This window comes from Aequorivita lipolytica, from assembly GCF_007997135.1.
GTDB classification, from domain to species: domain Bacteria; phylum Bacteroidota; class Bacteroidia; order Flavobacteriales; family Flavobacteriaceae; genus Aequorivita; species Aequorivita lipolytica.
Genome location: NZ_VORU01000015.1, coordinates 37,119 through 57,019, shown reverse-complemented (window position 1 = coordinate 57,019; position 19,901 = coordinate 37,119). Strand labels below are relative to the sequence as shown.

Genomic DNA, 19,901 nt, shown 5'->3' with positions numbered 1-19,901 from the left:
TGGCAACCATAAATGCGCAGACAAGATGGAATGGTAGTATGTTTGCATGGGCATCGGTGCGAAGAGACCTAGTAGATTATTTTGACAACAGATTTTTAACCGATGACACACTTAATTGAACACTCCCGAAATATTGTAGATATATAATCCTTAATGCCCCACTCATCCATTTTAAAGTATACTGATGTTAAATCAATTTTTTCCTTTCCTCTAAAATCTTTTACTCCGTTAACTGGATAAGCTTGAGATTTTCCTTCAAATAAAAATGAAAATCCAGAATATTCATTGATTGTTTTATCCAATAAATCGCTTAATTGCTTATTCTCATTCATTGTAAAAGAATCAATTCGCGTGTTCTTAATTGCATTATAAGCCTTGACATCCGAGTTATCAATTTTGTAATAATCATAGGCAAAGAACAAAGGAAAGAAGGCAATAAAACTTGACAGCAATAAAGTTGATAAGCTTGTTTTGAGATTTTCAATTTTGAATTTACTTATTGAAGGTATGTTTGGAATTCTATGATGAAATTCAAGAAGTGCTTTTGTGTCAATATTTTCAACTTTGGAATTAATTTCTAGGATTCCTTCATACTCAATATATTCCTTATTCTTAAATAGATCGAAATTTATATTAGCTTTATTCTTAAAAACACTCTCCTTAATTTGCATGCCTTTGCTATTTGAAACTATCTTTAAATCCAACCATTTAGAATTATTAGGAATATATATTTCTACATAATTGTTATCATCAGAAATATCTTTATCACCCTGACAAACCAGAAATCCACTTACAAAAAAAACATTCTCCTGTATTTCAATTCCTTTATATTTAATAGAGAGTTGATTAAAATTTTTAAGCAAATCATCATTTAAATTTATGATGTGTTTTTCTAAATAAACAATTCTTGTTCGTCTTAAACGAAAAATCGTAATTATACTTGGAATTCCAAGAATTAATGTAAGTAAAATCGTAACTATTCCTTCTGTAGACATATATTTATAATTCATTTAATCATAAATGGAAAATAATATTCCAATTCTGTCACTCCACCCCCTCAATCAAAATCCCCAACATCTCAATAGCAGCATCGCTAATCCGAGTTCCGGGACCATAAACGGCAACTGCGCCTGCATCAAAAAGGTATTGGTAATCTTGGTGTGGTATTACGCCGCCCACGATAACCATAATATCTTCGCGGCCGTATTTTTTTAGGGCTTCAATAACCTGTGGCACGAGGGTTTTGTGGCCTGCGGCAAGGGAGGAAACGCCGAGGATATGTACGTCATTTTCTACTGCTTGTTTTGCGGCTTCTGCTGGCGTTTGAAAAAGGGGACCAATGTCCACATCAAAACCTACATCGGCATAGCCTGTTGCAACAACTTTGGCACCGCGGTCGTGACCGTCCTGCCCCATTTTGGCAATCATAATACGTGGACGACGGCCCTCAAGCTCAGCAAACTTGTCTGCCATTTCTCGAGCCTTTATAAAACTTTCGTCTTTCTTAATTTCTTTACTGTACACGCCGCTAAAAGATCTAATTTGTGCTTTATACCTGCCGAATTCTTTTTCCATTGCGGTAGAGATTTCGCCGAGGGTTGCCCTGTGGCGGGCAGCTTCTACGGCTAAAGCTAGTAAATTTCCTTGACCTGTCTTTGCACATTGGGTAATATCTGCAAGGGCTTTATCTACCTTTTTGGTATCGCGCGTGGCTTTTATATGGTTGAGACGTTCAATCTGTGAAGTACGGACTTTTTGATTGTCCACGTCCAGGATTTGTAGTGGGTCTTCTTTGTCAAGGCGGTATTTGTTTACTCCTACAATTATATCTTGTCCACTATCTATACGCGCTTGCTTTCTGGCTGAAGCTTCCTCTATGCGAAGTTTGGGAATGCCGGCCTCAATGGCTTTGGTCATTCCGCCAAGTTCTTCTACTTCTTCTATTAGCGCCCAGGCTTTGTTGGCGATTTCGTTGGTAAGATTTTCCACATAATAACTTCCTGCCCAAGGGTCAACGGTCTTGGTGATTTGGGTTTCGGTTTGAAGAAAAATCTGAGTATTTCTGGCAATACGTGCAGAGAAATCTGTTGGTAAAGCAATAGCTTCATCTAAAGCATTTGTGTGCAAGGATTGTGTACCACCAAAAACTGCTGCTGTGGCTTCAATAACCGTGCGAGCAACGTTGTTGAACGGATCTTGCTCGGTAAGGCTCCAACCGCTGGTTTGGCAGTGGGTTCTTAATGCTAAGGATTTTTCGCTTTTGGGGTTGAACTGTTTTACAATTTTCGCCCAAAGCATTCTGGCGGCGCGCATTTTTGCGATTTCCATAAAATGGTTCATCCCGATTCCCCAGAAAAAGGATAAGCGTGGCGCGAAAGTGTCTATGTCCATTCCCGCTTTTATACCTGTGCGAATATATTCTAGACCGTCTGCAAGGGTATAAGCAAGTTCAATATCTGACGTGGCTCCTGCTTCCTGCATATGGTAGCCAGAGATAGAGATGCTGTTGAACTTGGGCATATTTTTAGAAGCATATTCAAAAATATCGCTTACTATCTTCATCGATTCCTTGGGCGGATAGATGTAAGTGTTGCGCACCATGAATTCTTTAAGAATATCGTTTTGGATGGTTCCTTCCAAATCTTTTGGCAAAACGCCCTGCTCTTCAGCTGCAACAATATAGAACGCCATAATGGGAAGCACAGCGCCGTTCATCGTCATGGAAACGCTCATCTTGTCTAACGGAATCTGGTCGAATAGGATTTTCATATCCTCCACGCTGTCTATTGCTACGCCTGCTTTCCCTACATCGCCTTCTACCCTTTCGTGATCGCTGTCGTAACCGCGATGTGTGGCAAGATCGAAGGCTACCGAAAGCCCTTTTTGGCCTGCGGCTAGGTTTCTTCTATAAAATGCGTTGCTATCTTCTGCTGTTGAAAAACCTGCGTATTGGCGGATGGTCCACGGACGGCGGACGTACATTGTGGAGTATGGTCCGCGAAGGTTTGGTGCTATTCCGGCTACGAAGTTTAGGTGTTTTAAATTGGCTATATCTTCTTTGCTATATTCTTTTTTTAAATCAATATTTTCAGCAGTCGAATATGCTTCATCTTTCAATTCTGAATTCTGAATTCTGAATTCAGAATTTTTATCAGCTTCCGTATTCTGTCTTCCGTCATCCGTCCTTTTCAGGCTAATATTCTGTAAATCTTTTCTACTCATTGCTTATTCTTTCCTGTTCAACTTTTTCTGCCAAGCGTTTTTCAATGATGGGGACGATTAGGGTTTTGACTGGGTTACGTTTTACGAAAGGAAAAAGCTCCAAATTGTCTTTCATTCGGTCGCTTTTGTTGGGGTGATAATTGGTGCCCAAGAGTTTCATTTCGCCGCTGTCAAAAAGTTGTTGCTCCTTTTCGGCGCTATCATTAATTTTCTTCTGGATTGTTCCTTCTTTTAATTGCTGAAGAAAGCCTCCACCTTTTTCAATTTCTTTGAAAAGTTGAAGCGCTTTTTCGGCAAGTTCAACCGTTAAGCTTTCAATATAATAGGTGCCATCGGCAGGGTTGCTCACCGCATCAAAGTAGCTTTCGTGTTTTAATATCAACAATTGGTTGCGCGAAATGCGTTCTCCGAATTCGTTGCTTTTGTGATATAATTCATCATACGGCAAATTACAAACCGTATCGGCTCCGCCCAGCACGGCACTCATACATTCGGTGGTGCTACGCAGCATGTTTACATTGTAATCGTATAAGGTTTTGTTGCGTTTTGAAGGTGTGGCGATGATGTGGCAGGTTTCATTTACACCATATTCCTTTGCTAAAGTTGCATAAAGTTTACGTAGCGCGCGGATTTTTGCTATTTCGAAGAAGTAGTTTGGGCCAGTGGCTAAAGAAAATGTAAGACTTACAGATTGCTTCGCTTCGCTCGCAATGTGGTTTAAGTATTCATTGGCGTGTGCCAAAGCATACGCCAATTGCTGAACCATATTTGCGCCTGCGTTTTGATATAAAGTAGCATCAACCGATAGTAATTTTTCTGAATCGTGTTTCTGTAAAATACTATCTAGAATTTCGTGGTCTTTTTTCAAATTATGAAACCAGTTGCCCGTGCGGGCGAGGTTTCCTATTAAATCTATATTGTAATAAACGGTTGCATTTTTCTGTGAAAAGAATTTAACGAGCTTGCCGTAAAATGCTTCGGAGAGAAATGTAAGTTCAAAATAAATGGAAGTTGTTTCAAACGGAAAATCTTTAAATACGGTTCTTGGTTCAAAATCTTCTGCGGCGGTAAAAATTATAGCTTCTGCCCCTCGGTTTGCAGCATCTAAAGCTATGTTGTTTGCTATCTTTTCGTCATCAACAAAAATTTCTTGGGCAATTTTCCACGACTGTGGTTGCCCCGGAATGGGTTGAAATTCTTCTTTAAAATCGTCTTCGTGGTAAAAAGGTTTTACGCTGATGCCCTCGGGACTTTGCCAAACCAAGGTTTGGTTATAGTCTGCACCTTTTAGATCGTACTGTATTTGCTGCTTCCACTGTTTTGCGGAAACTTCATCAAAATCTTCAAATAAAAATTTGCTCATCGTTTCTCTTCTTTTTTGATGCTGTCTTCGTGTTCAATTATATAAATGTCTTCGTTTTCCTTTTTCAAATAATACTTTTCACGAGCAAATTTCTCCATCTCATTGCTATCTTCCATTTTCTTGATGAAGGTTTTATCGTTGTCTATTTCCTTTTGATAAAACTCTGCATTGTCTTCCAAAGCATTTATATCGCCATCTAATTCGTGGTGAATAAGGTATGAGTTTGCATCGAAAAAAAACATCCATGCAACGAATAGAATAAGGATAAGCACATACTTATTGCTTATAAAACGAACCCATTTTCTATTTTTAAATTCTTTGAAACTCACGCTTGGGTATAGTTTAGTTTTTGATGAATTATGCTGCGTATTACGTTAACGGCCACAGTATTGTATCTGTTTGTTGGAATTATAATATCTGCAAATTCCTTTGTAGGTTCAATGAATTGTTGGTGCATTGGTTTTAGCGTGGTTTGGTAACGGTTTAAAACTTCGTCTAAATCGCGGCCACGGGTGGCTATATCACGCTTTAATCTGCGTATTAATCGTTCGTCGCTGTCTGCGTGTACAAATATTTTTATGTCGAACATTTCACGAATATCTGGATGCGCCAAGATTAAAATTCCTTCAACAATAATAACCTTTTTTGGAAAGGTGGTTACTGTTTCACCGGTTCTATTATGCGCTACAAAAGAATAAACGGGTTGCTCGAAGGAATTTCCTTTGCGAAGTTCCCTTAAATGGGTAACCAACAAATCAAAATCGATTGCTTTTGGGTGGTCGAAATTTATTTTTTTGCGCTCTTCAAAAGATAAATCGCTGGTGTCGTGATAATAGGAATCCTGCGAAATAACGCAAACCTCATCCACAGGAAGTTCTTCCACAATTTGAGCTACCACAGTTGTTTTTCCACTTCCGGTACCGCCGGCAATGCCAATAATGAGCATATTTTTTTTATTTACACAAATGTAGGGAAAAGGAATCAAGTTAAACCCTTCGACTGCGCTCAGGGTGACAATTTCGATTTCGATTCCAATTTCGTTTTCGATTTCAATTTCTTTTCTATTTTTGAAGGCTTTAAAATTCGAAATGAAAACAATCCTTCTCCATCCCTCCTATTTTCCGTCCATTGAACAAATGGCTGCGGTTGCGCAGGCTGAAAAGGTTTTTTTTGAAGTTGAAGATAATTATCAAAAACAAACCTACCGAACCCGTATGTTTATTGCACACAGCAACGGGAAATTGCTTTTGAATATTCCCATAAAACACAACAAAACCGGAAAGCGACAAAAAACGAAGGAAGTAATGGTTGAAAATGATTTTCCATGGCAGGAACATCACTGGAAAAGCTTGCAGAGTGCTTACCGTACTTCGCCTTTTTTTGAATTTTACGAAGATGATTTGGAATATTTATTTACAGAACCGGTTGAAAATTTAATGGAACACAATCTAAAACTATTTGAAGTTTTGTGTGAATTAATAGGAATAGACGTTGAAATTTCAAAAACTACTTCTTTTGAAACCACGCCTGAAATTACAGACCTTCGGTTTCTAATTAACGCAAAAATAAAATCAGATTTTCAAGCGGAAGCCTACACCCAAGTACATGAGGCAAACCATCCATTTTTACCGAATCTTTCGGTTTTGGATTTACTTTTTAATGAAGGGCCGAATGCGTTGAGTTATTTGGAAAGACAATCTTTACAATTCTTAATTTAGAATTCAGAATTCAGAATTAATTTACCAACCCACGGTAGCCCGCACGGCAAAATGATCGCTAAAAGTTTTCTCCATAGTATCAAACGAAAGAAGATCTAAGCCTGGTGAAGCGAAAATGTAATCGATACGCATCGGGAATTTTTCAAATTTAAAGGTAGTTCCCAAACCATTACCGCGTTCGCGGAAGGCATCCTGCATATCATCCTTTAGCTTTCTATAGGTGTATGAAAATGGTGTATTGTTCAAATCGCCACAAATCATTACTGGGTGCGCAATTTTACTTTTGTGCTGTAGAATTGCCACAATTTGGCTTTGTTGCTTTTCAAACGCGCCTGAGATGCGCTTTCTAAGTTTTTCGTTATCGCTTTCCTGCAAAAACCGAACCCGCGGAATAATACCGAGAGACTGCAAATGAACGCTGTAGATGCGAATGGTATCCGTTCCTTTTAACACATCTGCATAGAGCGTATTGTTTGAAGTATCTTCAAAATCGAAACCGCCAGTATTAATTAGTGGATATTTTGAAAAGATTGCGTGCCCCAGTTTTGCCTTTATGGATTTAAAGTGAATATATTGATAGGGATAGGTTGAAAAATCTATTTTATTAGGTTTGTAATATTCTTGAACACAGACCACATCAGGATTCTGCTCTGTAAGTATTTCAGAAATTATTTGTGACGCGTCATTCTTCGGGTTTTTTTCATAAGCATTAAAGAGCCGTACGTTATAGGACAGCACGTTAAGTGTATTTTTGTACTGAGCGGCATCTACTTCTGAAGAAACTTCATAAAAAACATTGAAATAAAAATAGGAAATGAAAAGAACTGTAAAAGAAATAAAAAACCTGCGCCGAAGCTGTATTGCCCAGTAAATTGCAAAGAGAATATTCACAATTATCAGCAATGAAACTATCAAACTCAGCAGTGATAGCGTGGGAAATGTTTTTGGCGGTAAATAAGGCAGAATAAATGAAATCAACAAAAGAAATGCCGCGAGCAGATTGCCCCAATAAATAAGTTTGTTGAAAATTTTTCGCATCGGTTAATCTTCTTTTCCGGCTTTAAAAAGAAAGTCCTTTTCTTCCTTAGTAAGACTTTCATAGCCGCTTTTACCTATTTTGTCCAAAATACCATCCACCTTTTTTTGGTGAGCAGATTTTGCCTCTTTGGGTTTAGAACGTTGTGGCGTTTTTTGTGTTGTGCGATGCACTGTTTTGAAAGGCTTTTTTGTTCGTGGCTTGAAGAGGTTTGTGATCCAATCCATAAAGTTTTCAAACCATTTGCCTATATCGTTTCCTTTGGCAAGTTGAACCGCATAAATATAGCCGAAGACTGCTCCACCCACGTGCGCCATTAGGCCGCCAGCATTGCCGGAAGTTGGAATTCGCACCAAATCTAAAAGAAAAAGAAAAAGCGCAATATGCCAGAGTTTTATAATGAAAGTGAAAATACGCACCTCCGTATTGGGGGTGTATGTAGCTATAAAAATCATAATTGCAGTCACAGCTCCCGAAGCGCCGATTAAAAACCCGCGATTCTCTTCAAAAACTGGGAAAAGGTTATAAGCCAAAACAAATAACAGCCCTCCAAATAATGCGCCCAGTAAGTAAACTGTTAACAATCTTTTGCCGTCAAAGAGTGATAAAACAAATTGCCCAAACCAATACAACCAAATCATATTAAACAGAATATGAAAGAAGCCAAAATGCAGAAATCCGTAACTAATTAACGTCCACGGACGGAATAAAAGCGTGTCAAAATCATCGCTCAAAACAAACCAACGAGAGATGTACTGCGGGCTTACGCTCAAAATGAAGGATCCCAAATAGACCACTAAAAACACGGCTGCATTGATAACAATGAGCTTCACCAAAATATTGGCAGTTTTATATTTATATGAAAGGTTTGTAGCTGCCATAATTAATTCCAGCGATGGTTATCAAAACTATTTTTCTTCCAGTACCACGCCATAATAAAACCAAAGAGCGCCCCCCCAATGTGTGCCCAATGCGCAATACCTGTGGCTGTTCCGGTAATTCCAAAAATTAAATCTATTAGGATAATTCCGGGAATAAAATATTTCGCCTTTATTGGGATTGGGAGAAAAATAAGCATTAACTCAATATTCGGGAACATAATTCCAAAGGCGACCAAAATTCCATAAACTGCACCCGAAGCACCTAAGGCCATACCATTGTAAGATTGCGCCATAGATTGTATGCTATCCATAGAAACAGTGTCTAAAACCGCTTTGCTTCCGCCATTTCCGCCAGACAAATAACTCATAACTTCCCCCTCGCTCCATCCACCGGCTATCAAAGAGTCCATTACACTATGAATATGAAAGTAATTTACCAATGTATGTATTATGGCTGCACCCAAACCTGCGGAAAAGTAAAAGAAAAGAAACTTTTTCTGTCCCCAGCGCATTTCTAAAGGTGAACCAAAAGCCCATAGTGCATACATATTAAAAAGTATATGGAATATAGAGGAAGGATCATGCATAAACATATGCGTGACAGGCTGCCAATATTGAAAATTAGGATTTTCAAAATAATATAGGGCAAACAATTTGATTGATAAATCGCCGATTATAAATGATCCTATATAGAAGATCACATTCAGTATTAAAAGAAATTTTATAGTATCGGTTATTCTTCCCATTTACATAAATTTTTTATCCAGATCATTCACATCCAGCGTTGTAAAAACTGGTTTGTTGGTCGGGCTCACTGTTGGCTCTTTGCAGGCAAAGAGTTGATTTATTAGATGTTCGCGTTCTTCTCTATTTAATGAAACGCCAGTTTTTATCGCCATAGTCGCAGCCATAGATTTTGCAAGCATATCATTTTGGCTAAAATCGTTTTCGGGCACTTCTTCTTTAATGTCGTGCACTAATTGGCTAAGCAAATTTACAACATGACTTTCTACTATTAGCACAGGAATTCCGCTAATCTCAATCGTTTCATCTTTCAATTCTGAAAAAATAAAACCTGTGTGTTCAAGTTGTTCACGTATCATTTCAATTATTTCAACATCAGGTTTTGAAAAATGCAGTTGAAGCGGAAATAACAATTGCTGGCTAACTGCTTCTTTTACAGTGATATTTTTTAGCAATTCTTCATAAAGAATCCGCTGGTGCGCCAAGTTTTGATGAATTATCATCATCCCGCTTTTCAACGGACTTACAATGTATTTATTTTGAAGTTGAAACGTTATCTGTCCGGTTTCGGCTTCATTAGTTTCAAAAAGACTTCCGGTTACTTCTTCGCTTTCAAATTCCATTTCCATATCGGCTCCGCTCGATGACCGACCCGGTGGCCGAGCGGAGCCGAAGCCATCTTTTAAACCCACATACAATGATTCCCAAGACTGAGCTTGCTCCCTTTTAAAAGGAAAACTAATATTTCCCTGTTTCGGTTTCTCTCTAAATGGATTGAAATCCCTATCTACATCTATTGACGGTGCCGTGGGTGATTTTTTGCTATAATCATAAGGCATATCAAAACCTTTATCCCTTTCAAAATCGAGCACTGGAGCAATATTGAATTGTCCCAAACTATGCTTTACCGTTGCGCGAAGCATGGCATAAATAGAATGTTCATCGTCAAACTTTATTTCGGTTTTTGTGGGATGGATATTAATATCGATGGAATGAGTATCTACTTCCAAAAAAAGGAAATAGCCCGGATGCACATCATTCTTCATTAAACCTTCAAAAGCCGACGAAACTGCATGGTGCAAATACGGACTTTTTATAAAACGGTCATTCACAAAAAAGAACTGCTCTCCCCTACTTTTTTTTCCGAATTCAGGTTTTAAGACGAAGCCTTCAATTTTTAAAATTTCGGTTTCCTCGCTTACGGGAACTAGTTTTTCATTGGTTTTGCTTCCAAAGATATTTACGATGCGTTGTCGCGAATTTGAAGATGGAAGGTTAAAAACATCACTTCCATTATGGAGCATTTGAAAAGCTACACTGGGATGCGCCAAAGCCACACGGTGGAATTCATCAATAATGTGACGCGATTCAACGGGATTGCTTTTTAAAAAGTTTCTTCGTGCGGGAATATTATAAAAAAGGTTTTTTACTGAAATGGTCGTTCCCTTCGGGACAACAGCTGGATCCTGTGATATTACTTTGCTGCCCTCAATTGTGAGATGTGTTCCAATTTCTGAATCAGCTGTTTTGGTTTTCAACTCTACGTGCGCAATTGCTGCAATAGAGGCCAAAGCCTCACCTCGGAAACCTTTTGTGTGAAGGTTAAAAAGATCTTCAGCCGACTTTATTTTTGAAGTTGCGTGCCGCTCAAAACTGAGCCGAGCATCGGTAACGCTCATTCCTGATCCGTTGTCGGTGACCTGCACTAGGGTTTTTCCAGCATCTTTAATTACAAGTGTTATTGTTGTGGCATTAGCATCAATGGCATTCTCCAGCAACTCCTTTACTACCGATGCTGGTCGCTGTACAACTTCACCAGCTGCAATCTGGTTAGCAACGTGATCTGGTAATAACTGAATAATGTCTGCCATTAAAATTTATGCGTAGAAAATAGATAAATCGAATTCAATAATAAATAGAAAAAGAAGAACAAGTACTGCAATTATTACAATCAATCTACGGTTTGCATTTCTATCTGAAGACTGTCGTAAATCTGCCCAAGCGGTTTGAAATTTTCCCTTTAATCCTTTGTTATCGCCAACAGTGGTTCTGTACTGGTCAAATTTATGACCCATTGAAAAAGGGCTGCTTTCACCATCAGAATCAAAATGACGTGGTTTATAACTGTACTTTTTATTTTTTCGCTTACTTATTAGTCCCATAATTGTCGTGCTTCAAAGTTACTGAAAATAGTATGTTTTCTAAAGTAATTACGAAGCCATTTTAAACAATTACTGTACCGTTCTCAGTTGTCGGTTAACAGTTATCCGTTATCTGGATTGAAGACTTGAGATTTGGGATTCGGCACTTGGACTGCGCTCAGGGTGACAACGAAATATTTAAGATAAATCTACAATCGTAAATCTAAAATCGTGCGTCTTTCCGAAGTTGTGCCATTTTTATTGCAGCTATTGCTGCTTCTGTGCCTTTATTACCGTGTTTGCCGCCGCTGCGGTCAATGGCTTGCTGCATATTGTTATCGGTAAGAACGCAGAAAATAACGGGAATATTTCCGTGTACGTTTAAGTCTTTTATGCCTTGTGCAACAGCTTCGCAAACGTAGTCGAAGTGTTTTGTCTCGCCTTGAATAACACTTCCAATTGCAATTACGGCATCGAGCATATCATAACTTTGAGTTATCTGCTTACAGCCAAAAATAAGTTCAAAACTGCCTGGAACATTCCAACGAACTATGTTTTCATTAATGGCTCCACAGTCTTTCAAAGCATCAAACGCGCCTTGAAACATGCCTTCTGTTATATCGTGGTTCCATTCTGAAACAACAATCCCAAACCGAAAGTTCTTCGCGTTTGGGATTGTGTTTTTATCGTAAGCCGATAAATTTGTATTTGCTGTAGCCATTATTTATTCATTGCTTCCGCGCGGCCGGTATAGATTTCAGCTTTCGCAGCTTCGGTTGCATTTGGATATTCGTCAGCTATTTTTTTGAAATGTGCTAAAGCTTTATCATTTTGGTTTAAAGCCATTGCAGCGATACCAGCTTTCAAAAGAAAACGTGGTGTTGTAAAATCGTTGGTTCTCAATTTTGCAGCTTCCTCGTAATATTTTAGAGCATCTTCATTTTGTCCTAATTGCACAAAAGCGTCGCCAATAGCGCCTTTTGCCAAAGGTCCTAACATATCATCATCACTGCTGAATTTATCCAACTGTGCGATTGCTTCTTGATATTTATTGGTATTTAGGTAAGCCATTCCAGCGTAATAATGTGCTAGATTAGCAGCATTTGTTCCACCGTAGTTATCGATAATATCAATAAAGCCGTACTTTCCTTCACCACCTTGTAGTGAAAGATTGTAAAGTGAATCTTTTGCAGGAGCGGTCAAAGCTTGTTCCCAATAGTTCTGAGCTTGGAACATTTCGTTCATGGCTTCAGTTTCTTTAGGGCCTTTTATATACTGATCGTATGCAAAGTATCCCAATACACAAACTGCCACAACTATAATAAAGCCTAAGATAGGTTTTTGGTTTTTTTCTACCCAAGCTTCCGTTTTTGATGCGCCTTCGTCAAGCGTATTAAATACTTCTGCCGTAGTACTGTTTTCTTCTAGCTGTGCTTCTTTATCAGCCTTTGTAGTTGGTTTGCCTCCGCGTTTTTTGTACGTTGCCATAGTTATAGGTTATTGTGGCGCAAAAATAAAATTTTTAATGGAATTTAAAAGGATTAATATTTCTTATTTTTTAATAATTTGCAGAGCGGTTATTCATAGTCTTTAAGCCGTCATTGCTGAAAAGTTGTTGAAAATATTCCACATTTTTACAATTGACGTAAAACAAAAGGACTTAATACGTAGGATATAATCATAACAAACCTCTTATTTTTACAACTTTTAAAAATGCTTGATAAAATGGGTTTTTTAGCATTTGGCCTTATGTGCTAAGTCTAAAAATCTTACTTCAATTTTTATGATATTACAAAAACTGTCTTTACTCAACTATAAAAACTTTGAAGTGGAAAGCTTTGAATTTGACCCAAAAATAAATTGTTTTGTGGGAAATAACGGCGTAGGAAAGACCAATATACTGGATGCAATCTACCATCTTTCCTTCGGTAAAAGTTATTTTAACCCTATAACTAGTCAAAACATGAAGCACGGGGAGGAATTTTTTGTAATTGAAGGTTTTTATGAGAAAAAAGAAACCCCAGAAAAGATTGTTGTAAGCGCTAAAAAAGGACAGAAAAAAATTATAAAACGAAATGGGAAAGCTTATGACAAGTTTAGCGAGCACATTGGGTTTTTGCCTTTAGTAATAATTTCACCAGCAGATAGGGATTTAATTATCGAAGGGAGCGATACGCGCCGAAAGTTTGTTGATGGTGTTATTTCGCAACGCGATTCAGACTACCTCAACACACTCATTAAATACAATAAAGTATTGGCTCAGCGCAATTCACTTTTAAAATATTTTGTCGCCAATAATACCTTTAGCCAGGACACGATTGATATTTACAACGAGCAGCTTCACAATTTTGGCACCTCTATTTATGGAAAGCGGACTGCTTTTTTGGACGAATTTCTTCCTATTTTTTTGAACCGTTACAGATCCATTAGCAGTGGCGAAGAAAGTATAAACTTAGTTTACGAAAGTCAGTTGCAAGAAAATGATTTATTGACGTTGCTTCAGAAGAATATTATGAAAGACAGGGTTACGCAATATTCCAACTTTGGGATACACAAAGACGACTTGGTTTTTGAAATTGACGGACATCCAATTAAGAAATTTGGGTCGCAGGGACAGCAAAAATCGTATCTTATAGCTTTGAAGTTGGCGCAATTTGATTTTATAAAAAACCATTCAAAAACGAATCCAATCTTGCTATTGGATGATATTTTTGATAAATTGGACGAAACGCGAGTGGAGCATTTAATTAGTTTGGTAGATAATGAAAATTTCGGGCAGCTTTTTATTAGCGATACTCATGCGGAGCGTACAGAAGAAGTGATTAAAAAAGTGCATCAGACTTATAAAATGTTTCCGCTTTAAATAAAGTCAATATGTTAATTGTCAACACGAAAAAACTTGGCGACTTGGCGACTTTGCGTGTAATTTTCTCTCGCGAAGGCGCAAAGGCGCGAAGAAAACTTAGAAACTAAACAAATGAATTATAAAATTACATACCTATTATTCGCTCTTTTTATTATTTCCTGTAAAAAACCCAATCCCGAGGAACAAAAACAAAACCTAAGCGGCTATTGGGAAATAAAAACCGTGGAAATGGCCGATGGCGAAAAAAAGAAATTTAGTGTAAATACGATTGTAGATTATTTAGAAGTAAAAGGCGACAGCGGTTCAAGAACCAAAGTTTCACCAAAGTTTGATGGCACTTTTACAACTAATGGTGTTTCAGAAGATTTCATTTTAAAAATTGAGGAAGACAGTTTGCGGATGTATTACAAAAGCCCTTTTGATGAATGGAAAGAAACTGTGATTGAGGCGAAGGATAGTAGTTTGACAGTGAAAAATCGGGACAATAAAATTTACACCTATTCAAAATTTAAAAAGTTTGACTTTGAGTAGTAACGCTTCACTTCGACTGCGCTCAGTGTGACTTAAATTTATAAAAAAACCAACTCACAGATTCACAAACTCACAAATTCACAAATTCACATTAAAATGGCAAAAAGACACGCAGAAAACATATCAATTGGCGATGCTTTAAAAGAATTCATTGGCACAAACCGTTTGGAGAAAGGCTTGGACAAAGTGAATGCCAAAGAAGCGTGGGACTCGGTTATGGGCGTAGCTATTTCAAAATATACAACAGATATAAAATTGGATTGCGACACACTCTATGTACAGCTTTCCTCTTCCGTTCTGCGCGAGGAATTGAGTTATGGGAAAGAGAAAATCATTAAATTACTCAATGAGGAATTGGGGAAGGAATTGATTGAAAAATTGGTTTTGCGGTAAATTGTTATTCCATTAAACACTTAGGCGTGCGATTAATCACGCGCCTACTATAAAAAATAATTTATAAAAAAAACGCCTCCCGAATTGGAAGGCGTTTTTCAATTATAATAGATTGTAATTACTTAAAACATTTCGCGTCCAGCAAAATGAAAAGCACTTTCAATAGCTGCGTTTTCATCACTATCACTTCCGTGAACGGCGTTTTCGCCAATAGAAGCTGCGTATAATTTACGGATGGTACCTTCAGCAGCATCAGCTGGGTTGGTTGCACCAATTAAAGTGCGGAAATCATCAACAGCATTTTCTTTTTCAAGAATTGCAGCAACGATTGGTCCGCGAGTCATATATTCAACCAATTCGCCATAAAAAGGGCGCTCACTGTGCACTTCATAGAACGCTTTCGCATCTTGCGTTGTCATGTGGGTAAGCTTTAGCGCTACAATTCTAAAACCTGAAGCGTTTATTTTATCAAGAATGGCGCCTATGTGTCCTTTTTCAACCGCATCTGGCTTTAACATTGTGAATGTTCTGTCTGTTCTCATTTTGTTTTTAAAATTTTGGCAAAAATAACTATTTGAAAATGAAATGCAACTATTTACGGAATGTTTAATTACACGTTAATTCTAAAACTGTTTGTGCGCGCGCCTACAATTTTGATCTTTTGGGATTAAATGGCTTTATTGTATCTTCGCTTCCTATGAAAAAAGATATTACCGAAACTGTTATAAAACTACTTGCCTCACCACAAAAAGTAGTGATTGTTGGCCACAAAAACCCTGACGGCGATGCGGTTGGATCGTGTTTGGGACTTTCTTTCTTTTTAAAAAGTCTGGGACATAGTCCAAACGTAATTATGCCCAACGATTTTCCAGATTTCCTAAAATGGCTTCCGGGTTGTGAGGACATTGTTATTTATGAGAAGGAAGTTGAAAAAAGCAAGGAACTATTTGAAAAGGCCGATTTAATTTTCACCCTAGATTTTAATAGTTTAGACAGAGTTGGTGGCGAACTGCAAACAATTTTAGAAAACGCAACTGCAAAATTTGTTATGATTGATCATCATCAACAACCCGCAGAATATGCTGTAGCAACATACAGCGATGTAAAAATGAGTTCCACTTCTGAAATGGTTTATCATTTTATGGATGCTTTGGGCGAAACTAGTAAGCTTTCAAAAGAAATTGCCATTAACCTCTACACGGGAATTATGACCGATACCGGTTCTTTCCGTTTCGCTTCCTCTAGCCCAACCACTCATAGGGTTGCGGCAAAATTGATTGAGGCGGGTGCTGAGAGCGCTATCATCAACCAAAATGTTTATGACACAAACAGCCCTGACAGAATGAAACTTCTGGGCGTGGCTTTGAACAATCTGGTAATTCTGCCTGAATTGCACACGGCGTATATTACAATGACCCAAAAGGAACTAGACGACAACAACTTCAAAAAAGGCGATACGGAAGGATTTGTAAATTATGCACTTTCTGTAAAAGGCGTTGTTTTTGCAATTATTTTTATTGAAAACAAGCAAGAGAGTATTGTGAAAATTTCCTTGAGAAGTAAGGGAGATTTTTCTGTCAATGATTTTGCGAGAAATCATTATAGCGGCGGTGGCCATATTAACGCTGCCGGCGGAAAAAGTTCACAGGACCTTAACAAAACCATAAACGAATTTATTAGTATCTTGCCCCGTTATAAAAATGAACTTACAGATGCTTTATAAGCTGTTTTTTAGTATATTATTTTTTACCATAATTATTTCCTGTAAAAGCCCGGAAGCCAGACGCCCATTGCAAAGTGCGTCGGGAACTTTTATAAAGGAGTCTGTAGAGCGGAATAAAAAAATCTATACCGAAGAGAAAAGCTACATTCAAAAAATAATGGCTAATGACTCTACCACAGATTATATTTCTTCTGAAAATGGTTTTTGGTATTACTACAACAGCCGAGATACAACAAATACCGAAATGCCAGATTTGGGCGATGTGGTAAAATTTACGTATGATATTAAAGATTTAGACGGCAGCATAATTCTTTCAGAAAAAGAAAACGGACTGCAACAATATAAAGTTGACCAAAGCAACCAAGATCTTATCTCTGGGGTTCGCGAAGGCATAAAACTTATGAAGGAAGGCGAAACAGTAACCTTTCTTTTTCCTTCCTATAAAGCTTTTGGCTATTATGGGATTGAAGAAAAACTCGGCACCAATATTCCGGTGCAGAGCACTATTACCCTACATTCAATTGAACAATCAAACGAAAATTAAATTAACACCATGAAAAAATTAACATTTCTATTTTTATTTCTTACGCTTGCATTTGCGTCCTGTCAGGAAAAATATCCAGACCTTAAAGATGGCGTGTATGCTGAATTTATTACCAACAAAGGAACCTTTGTTGCAAAATTGAAAAACGAATCTGCCCCGCTTACAGTTTCAAACTTTGTGGCTTTGGCCGAAGGAACAAACGGTATGGTTGACTCTCTGTACAAAGGAAAACGTTTTTACGATAATCTTACCTTTCACCGCGTCATTAAAGATTTTATGATACAAGGTGGCGATCCAAAAGGCGATGGCACTGGAGGTCCTGGGTATGCATTTCCCGACGAAATTACAGACACCATCCGTTTCGACAAAAAAGGACTTTTGGCTATGGCAAATTCTGGCCCGGGCACAAACGGAAGTCAGTTTTTTATTACTTTGAAAGAAACTCCGTGGCTTGATGGACGCCACACCGTTTTTGGAGAAATAGTAATCGGACAAGAAGTTATTGACTCAATAGGAAATCTTGAAACTGAAAAACCTGGTGACAAACCGAAAGAGGCAATTACTATTCAATCAGTGAACATTATAAATAAAGGAGGTATAAAAGTTCCTTATTTCACTGAAGAAATGGGAAAACTTGAAAAAGAAAAGAAAGAGAAAGAGGAACGCGTAAATAAAGTAGCAGCGCAGCAAGTTGAAGAACTTAATGCTGTGAGAGCGAAGGCTGACTCACTTCCTTCAGGCGTTAAAATTTATTTTAATGAAAAAGGCGCAGGACCACAACCTAAAGAAGGCGATAAAATTATGATGAACTATGCTGGATACCTAAACGATGGGCATATGTTTGACTCCAATATTTTATCAAACGCTGAAAAGTTTGAAATGGTTGATGAAATGCGCAAAGCAGCAGAGCAATATGTTCCTGTGCCTACAGATTACAGCACAGAGGCAAAATTAATCCCGGGCTTCCGCGAAGGTTTATTAAATATGAAGGTTGGCGACAAGGCAACTGTGTTCATTCCTGCTCATTTAGCATATGGCAAAAGAGGAATTCCAGGAGTAATACCTCCAGATTCTGAATTGATTTTCAACCTTGAAATTGTTGAGATAGTAGAATAATTTCAGTTTATTCTAAATACAAAAAGAGGAACCAGTTTTTAATTGGTTCCTCTTTTTTTTGAAACAAACCGGTCTTGGCTCTTGTTTCTTGGCTCTTGCTTCTTGGCTCTTTGCTCTTGTCTCTATTTCTTCGGAATATTCTTTAAAATTTCCAATACAAAATCCCAATACTTTTGTGCTGAAGAAATGCTCGCGCGCTCATCGGGAGAATGTGCTCCTTTAATTGTTGGGCCAAAGGAAATCATATCCATCTCGGGATAATTCTGACCTAAAATACCACATTCCAAACCAGCGTGGCAAGCGGCTACATTTGCTTTTTCGCCGTTCATTTTTTGATAAAGGCTATCAAGAACCTTTAAAATGGCACTGTCCATATTTGGCGCCCAACCTGGATAATCGCCAGCTAGCTTCACATCTAAACCTGCAAGTTCAAAAACTGAAGTTAGGGCATTGGCTAAAACATCTTTTGAGGATTCCACGGAACTACGGGTTAAACATTCAATTTTTATTTTACCACTTGCAACTGAAACTTTCGCGATGTTATTGGACGTTTCCACCAAATCTTCAATATCTGGGCTCATTCTGTAAACACCATTATGAGCTGCATTCATTGCATTTAGAAATTTATTTTGATCTGCCTCAGCCATTGTTTTGGTGAAGGTTTCACTACTTTTTTCAGCGGTAATAGAAAGGTTGGATTCTAAAGATTTGTATTCCGCAATAATAGCTGTCTTCATCTTTTCGAAAGCAGCTGTAAATTCTTCTTCAGAAGTAACTACAACCTGTGCAACGCTTTCTCGTGGAATGGCATTGCGAAGACTTCCACCTTCCAATTTTACCAATTGCATAGTTTCTTTAGTAGCGAAAAGCAAACGGTTCATTAATTTATTAGAATTGCCTAAACCTTTAATAATTTCCATTCCGCTATGACCGCCATTCAGGCCTTTTACTTTAATGGTGACAGCACTCGCATTTTTTGGTGCGTCAACTTCACTATAAGGTCCAGTAGCAGTAACATCTACTCCACCGGCACAGCCTACTCCTATTTCGTCGTCTTCTTCGGTGTCTAGATTTAAAAGGATGTCACCTTTCAGCAAACCCCCTTTCAATCCTTTTGCGCCCGTCATTCCGGTTTCTTCATCTATTGTGAATAGCGCTTCAATTGCGGGATGCTCAATATCGTTGCTTTCAAGAATTGCCATAATGGTTGCAACCCCCAAACCGTTGTCGGCACCCAAAGTTGTTCCTCTGGCGCGAACCCAATCGCCATCTACGTACATTTCAATTCCCTGCGTGTCAAAATTAAAATCTGTGTCGTTGTTTTTTTGGTGAACCATATCAAGATGGCTTTGCAAAACCACAGCTTTGCGGTCTTCCATTCCCGCTGTAGCGGGCTTTCGGATTATAACGTTGCCCACTTCATCTTCCATAGTTTCAAGGCCCAGACTTTTTCCGAAGTCTTTCATAAAAGCAATAACACGTTCCTCCTTTTTTGAGGGGCGCGGTACGGCGTTCAGGTCGGCAAATTTGTTCCAAAGGGCTTTGGGGTCTAGATTTCTTATTTCTTCGTTCATAGTTTATATTTAATTATATCGTGAATAAAGGGTAACCACGAATACACGA

At 38.2% G+C, this 19,901-nt stretch carries 21 protein-coding genes; 7 read left to right on the top strand and 14 right to left on the bottom strand.

All coding sequences use genetic code 11. The features are described from left to right. Nucleotides 1-95 precede the first annotated feature (95 nt). From ESV24_RS13965 to udk, 5 genes are read right to left on the bottom strand one after another with little or no spacing between them, the layout of a single operon-like run. Nucleotides 96-995 (bottom strand): hypothetical protein, encoded by a 900-nt coding sequence (locus tag ESV24_RS13965; protein ID WP_111816993.1) that lies wholly within the window; start codon nt 993-995, stop codon nt 96-98. A gap of 49 nt (nt 996-1,044) precedes the next feature. Beyond that, nucleotides 1,045-3,222 (bottom strand): methylmalonyl-CoA mutase, encoded by a 2,178-nt coding sequence (gene scpA, locus ESV24_RS13960; protein WP_111816992.1) that lies wholly within the window; start codon nt 3,220-3,222, stop codon nt 1,045-1,047. Further along, nucleotides 3,215-4,585 (bottom strand): methylmalonyl-CoA mutase subunit beta, encoded by a 1,371-nt coding sequence (locus tag ESV24_RS13955; protein WP_111816991.1) that lies wholly within the window; start codon nt 4,583-4,585, stop codon nt 3,215-3,217. Before ESV24_RS13955 ends, scpA begins: the two co-directional genes overlap by 8 nt. Continuing rightward, the gene (locus tag ESV24_RS13950; protein WP_111816990.1) at nt 4,582-4,914 is read right to left on the bottom strand and encodes an FtsB family cell division protein; all 333 of its coding nucleotides are present in this window, start codon (nt 4,912-4,914) and stop codon (nt 4,582-4,584) included. The genes ESV24_RS13955 and ESV24_RS13950 overlap by 4 nt, the downstream gene beginning before the upstream one ends. Beyond that, nucleotides 4,911-5,531, bottom strand: coding sequence for a uridine kinase (udk, locus tag ESV24_RS13945; RefSeq protein ID WP_111816989.1), 621 nt, complete (start codon nt 5,529-5,531; stop codon nt 4,911-4,913). Before udk ends, ESV24_RS13950 begins: the two co-directional genes overlap by 4 nt. A 142-nt stretch (nt 5,532-5,673) precedes the next feature. On the opposite strand from udk, the gene ESV24_RS13940 reads away from it, so the two are divergent. Further along, nucleotides 5,674-6,303 carry a WbqC family protein gene (locus tag ESV24_RS13940; RefSeq protein WP_111816999.1) on the top strand — a complete coding sequence of 210 codons (630 nt, stop codon included), beginning with the start codon at nt 5,674-5,676 and terminating at the stop codon, nt 6,301-6,303. 21 nt (nt 6,304-6,324) lie between these two features. Here the strand turns inward: ESV24_RS13940 and ESV24_RS13935 are convergent, their stop codons facing one another. The 7 genes from ESV24_RS13935 to ESV24_RS13905 all read right to left on the bottom strand — a co-directional run bounded on the left by ESV24_RS13935 (nt 6,325) and on the right by ESV24_RS13905 (nt 12,593). Continuing rightward, on the bottom strand, nt 6,325-7,341 hold the full coding sequence (locus tag ESV24_RS13935) for an endonuclease/exonuclease/phosphatase family protein (protein WP_111816988.1): 1,017 nt from the start codon (nt 7,339-7,341) through the stop codon (nt 6,325-6,327). A gap of 3 nt (nt 7,342-7,344) precedes the next feature. Continuing rightward, the gene (locus ESV24_RS13930; RefSeq protein WP_111816987.1) at nt 7,345-8,220 is read right to left on the bottom strand and encodes a rhomboid family intramembrane serine protease; all 876 of its coding nucleotides are present in this window, start codon (nt 8,218-8,220) and stop codon (nt 7,345-7,347) included. 2 nt (nt 8,221-8,222) lie between these two features. Beyond that, nucleotides 8,223-8,966: a rhomboid family intramembrane serine protease gene (locus ESV24_RS13925; RefSeq protein ID WP_111816986.1), complete on the bottom strand. Its 744-nt coding sequence runs from the start codon at nt 8,964-8,966 to the stop codon at nt 8,223-8,225. Next, nucleotides 8,967-10,835 (bottom strand): DNA mismatch repair endonuclease MutL, encoded by a 1,869-nt coding sequence (gene mutL / locus ESV24_RS13920; protein WP_111816985.1) that lies wholly within the window; start codon nt 10,833-10,835, stop codon nt 8,967-8,969. A gap of 6 nt (nt 10,836-10,841) precedes the next feature. Further along, a complete protein-coding gene (locus tag ESV24_RS13915; protein ID WP_111816984.1) occupies nt 10,842-11,126 on the bottom strand; it encodes a riboflavin synthase subunit beta in 285 nt (94 codons plus the stop codon). Between the two features lie 202 nt (nt 11,127-11,328). After that, the gene (ribH, locus tag ESV24_RS13910) at nt 11,329-11,826 is read right to left on the bottom strand and encodes a 6,7-dimethyl-8-ribityllumazine synthase (RefSeq protein ID WP_111816983.1); all 498 of its coding nucleotides are present in this window, start codon (nt 11,824-11,826) and stop codon (nt 11,329-11,331) included. Beyond that, on the bottom strand, nt 11,826-12,593 hold the full coding sequence (locus ESV24_RS13905; protein ID WP_111816982.1) for a tetratricopeptide repeat protein: 768 nt from the start codon (nt 12,591-12,593) through the stop codon (nt 11,826-11,828). Before ESV24_RS13905 ends, ribH begins: the two co-directional genes overlap by 1 nt. 295 nt (nt 12,594-12,888) lie before the next feature. Here ESV24_RS13905 and recF point away from each other — a divergent pair, with 295 nt between their 5' ends. The 3 genes from recF (at nt 12,889) to ESV24_RS13890 (ending at nt 14,895) form a co-directional block, all read left to right on the top strand. Then, a complete protein-coding gene (gene recF / locus ESV24_RS13900; RefSeq protein ID WP_111816998.1) occupies nt 12,889-13,968 on the top strand; it encodes a DNA replication/repair protein RecF in 1,080 nt (359 codons plus the stop codon). Between the two features lie 114 nt (nt 13,969-14,082). After that, nucleotides 14,083-14,502, top strand: coding sequence for a lipocalin family protein (locus ESV24_RS13895; protein WP_111816981.1), 420 nt, complete (start codon nt 14,083-14,085; stop codon nt 14,500-14,502). A 96-nt stretch (nt 14,503-14,598) separates the two neighbouring features. Next, entirely contained in the window at nt 14,599-14,895 is a 297-nt protein-coding gene (locus ESV24_RS13890) for a DciA family protein (RefSeq protein ID WP_111816980.1), read from the top strand. A gap of 122 nt (nt 14,896-15,017) precedes the next feature. Here ESV24_RS13890 and ESV24_RS13885 read toward each other — a convergent pair whose 3' ends face one another. Continuing rightward, nucleotides 15,018-15,437, bottom strand: a complete 420-nt coding sequence (locus tag ESV24_RS13885; protein WP_111816979.1) for a nucleoside-diphosphate kinase — start codon at nt 15,435-15,437, stop codon at nt 15,018-15,020. 155 nt (nt 15,438-15,592) lie between these two features. On the opposite strand from ESV24_RS13885, the gene ESV24_RS13880 reads away from it, so the two are divergent. The 3 genes from ESV24_RS13880 to ESV24_RS13870 are packed head-to-tail and all read left to right on the top strand — an operon-like array spanning nt 15,593 to nt 18,278. After that, complete coding sequence (locus ESV24_RS13880; RefSeq protein ID WP_111816997.1) at nt 15,593-16,618, top strand: DHH family phosphoesterase; 1,026 nt, start codon at nt 15,593-15,595, stop codon at nt 16,616-16,618. Beyond that, a complete protein-coding gene (gene gldI / locus ESV24_RS13875; RefSeq protein WP_111816978.1) occupies nt 16,608-17,162 on the top strand; it encodes a gliding motility-associated peptidyl-prolyl isomerase GldI in 555 nt (184 codons plus the stop codon). The genes ESV24_RS13880 and gldI overlap by 11 nt, the downstream gene beginning before the upstream one ends. Before the next feature lie 9 nt (nt 17,163-17,171). After that, a complete protein-coding gene (locus tag ESV24_RS13870) occupies nt 17,172-18,278 on the top strand; it encodes a peptidylprolyl isomerase (protein ID WP_111816977.1) in 1,107 nt (368 codons plus the stop codon). A 122-nt stretch (nt 18,279-18,400) separates the two neighbouring features. Here the strand turns inward: ESV24_RS13870 and ESV24_RS13865 are convergent, their stop codons facing one another. Then, nucleotides 18,401-19,852, bottom strand: coding sequence for an aminoacyl-histidine dipeptidase (locus tag ESV24_RS13865; RefSeq protein ID WP_111816976.1), 1,452 nt, complete (start codon nt 19,850-19,852; stop codon nt 18,401-18,403). Between the last annotated feature and the right edge of the window lie 49 nt (nt 19,853-19,901).

What these genes read in the sequence shown, in the direction of transcription:
- ESV24_RS13965 (WP_111816993.1), bottom strand. Translation starts at nt 995, where the DNA reads ATGTCTACAGAAGGAATAGTTACGATTTTACTTACATTAATTCTTGGA.
- scpA (WP_111816992.1), bottom strand. Translation starts at nt 3,222, where the DNA reads ATGAGTAGAAAAGATTTACAGAATATTAGCCTGAAAAGGACGGATGAC.
- ESV24_RS13955 (WP_111816991.1), bottom strand. Translation starts at nt 4,585, where the DNA reads ATGAGCAAATTTTTATTTGAAGATTTTGATGAAGTTTCCGCAAAACAG.
- udk (WP_111816989.1), bottom strand. Translation starts at nt 5,531, where the DNA reads ATGCTCATTATTGGCATTGCCGGCGGTACCGGAAGTGGAAAAACAACT.
- ESV24_RS13940 (WP_111816999.1), top strand. Translation starts at nt 5,674, where the DNA reads ATGAAAACAATCCTTCTCCATCCCTCCTATTTTCCGTCCATTGAACAA.
- ESV24_RS13935 (WP_111816988.1), bottom strand. Translation starts at nt 7,341, where the DNA reads ATGCGAAAAATTTTCAACAAACTTATTTATTGGGGCAATCTGCTCGCG.
- ESV24_RS13930 (WP_111816987.1), bottom strand. Translation starts at nt 8,220, where the DNA reads ATGGCAGCTACAAACCTTTCATATAAATATAAAACTGCCAATATTTTG.
- ESV24_RS13925 (WP_111816986.1), bottom strand. Translation starts at nt 8,966, where the DNA reads ATGGGAAGAATAACCGATACTATAAAATTTCTTTTAATACTGAATGTG.
- mutL (WP_111816985.1), bottom strand. Translation starts at nt 10,835, where the DNA reads ATGGCAGACATTATTCAGTTATTACCAGATCACGTTGCTAACCAGATT.
- ESV24_RS13915 (WP_111816984.1), bottom strand. Translation starts at nt 11,126, where the DNA reads ATGGGACTAATAAGTAAGCGAAAAAATAAAAAGTACAGTTATAAACCA.
- ribH (WP_111816983.1), bottom strand. Translation starts at nt 11,826, where the DNA reads ATGGCTACAGCAAATACAAATTTATCGGCTTACGATAAAAACACAATC.
- ESV24_RS13905 (WP_111816982.1), bottom strand. Translation starts at nt 12,593, where the DNA reads ATGGCAACGTACAAAAAACGCGGAGGCAAACCAACTACAAAGGCTGAT.
- recF (WP_111816998.1), top strand. Translation starts at nt 12,889, where the DNA reads ATGATATTACAAAAACTGTCTTTACTCAACTATAAAAACTTTGAAGTG.
- ESV24_RS13895 (WP_111816981.1), top strand. Translation starts at nt 14,083, where the DNA reads ATGAATTATAAAATTACATACCTATTATTCGCTCTTTTTATTATTTCC.
- ESV24_RS13890 (WP_111816980.1), top strand. Translation starts at nt 14,599, where the DNA reads ATGGCAAAAAGACACGCAGAAAACATATCAATTGGCGATGCTTTAAAA.
- ESV24_RS13885 (WP_111816979.1), bottom strand. Translation starts at nt 15,437, where the DNA reads ATGAGAACAGACAGAACATTCACAATGTTAAAGCCAGATGCGGTTGAA.
- ESV24_RS13880 (WP_111816997.1), top strand. Translation starts at nt 15,593, where the DNA reads ATGAAAAAAGATATTACCGAAACTGTTATAAAACTACTTGCCTCACCA.
- gldI (WP_111816978.1), top strand. Translation starts at nt 16,608, where the DNA reads ATGCTTTATAAGCTGTTTTTTAGTATATTATTTTTTACCATAATTATT.
- ESV24_RS13870 (WP_111816977.1), top strand. Translation starts at nt 17,172, where the DNA reads ATGAAAAAATTAACATTTCTATTTTTATTTCTTACGCTTGCATTTGCG.
- ESV24_RS13865 (WP_111816976.1), bottom strand. Translation starts at nt 19,852, where the DNA reads ATGAACGAAGAAATAAGAAATCTAGACCCCAAAGCCCTTTGGAACAAA.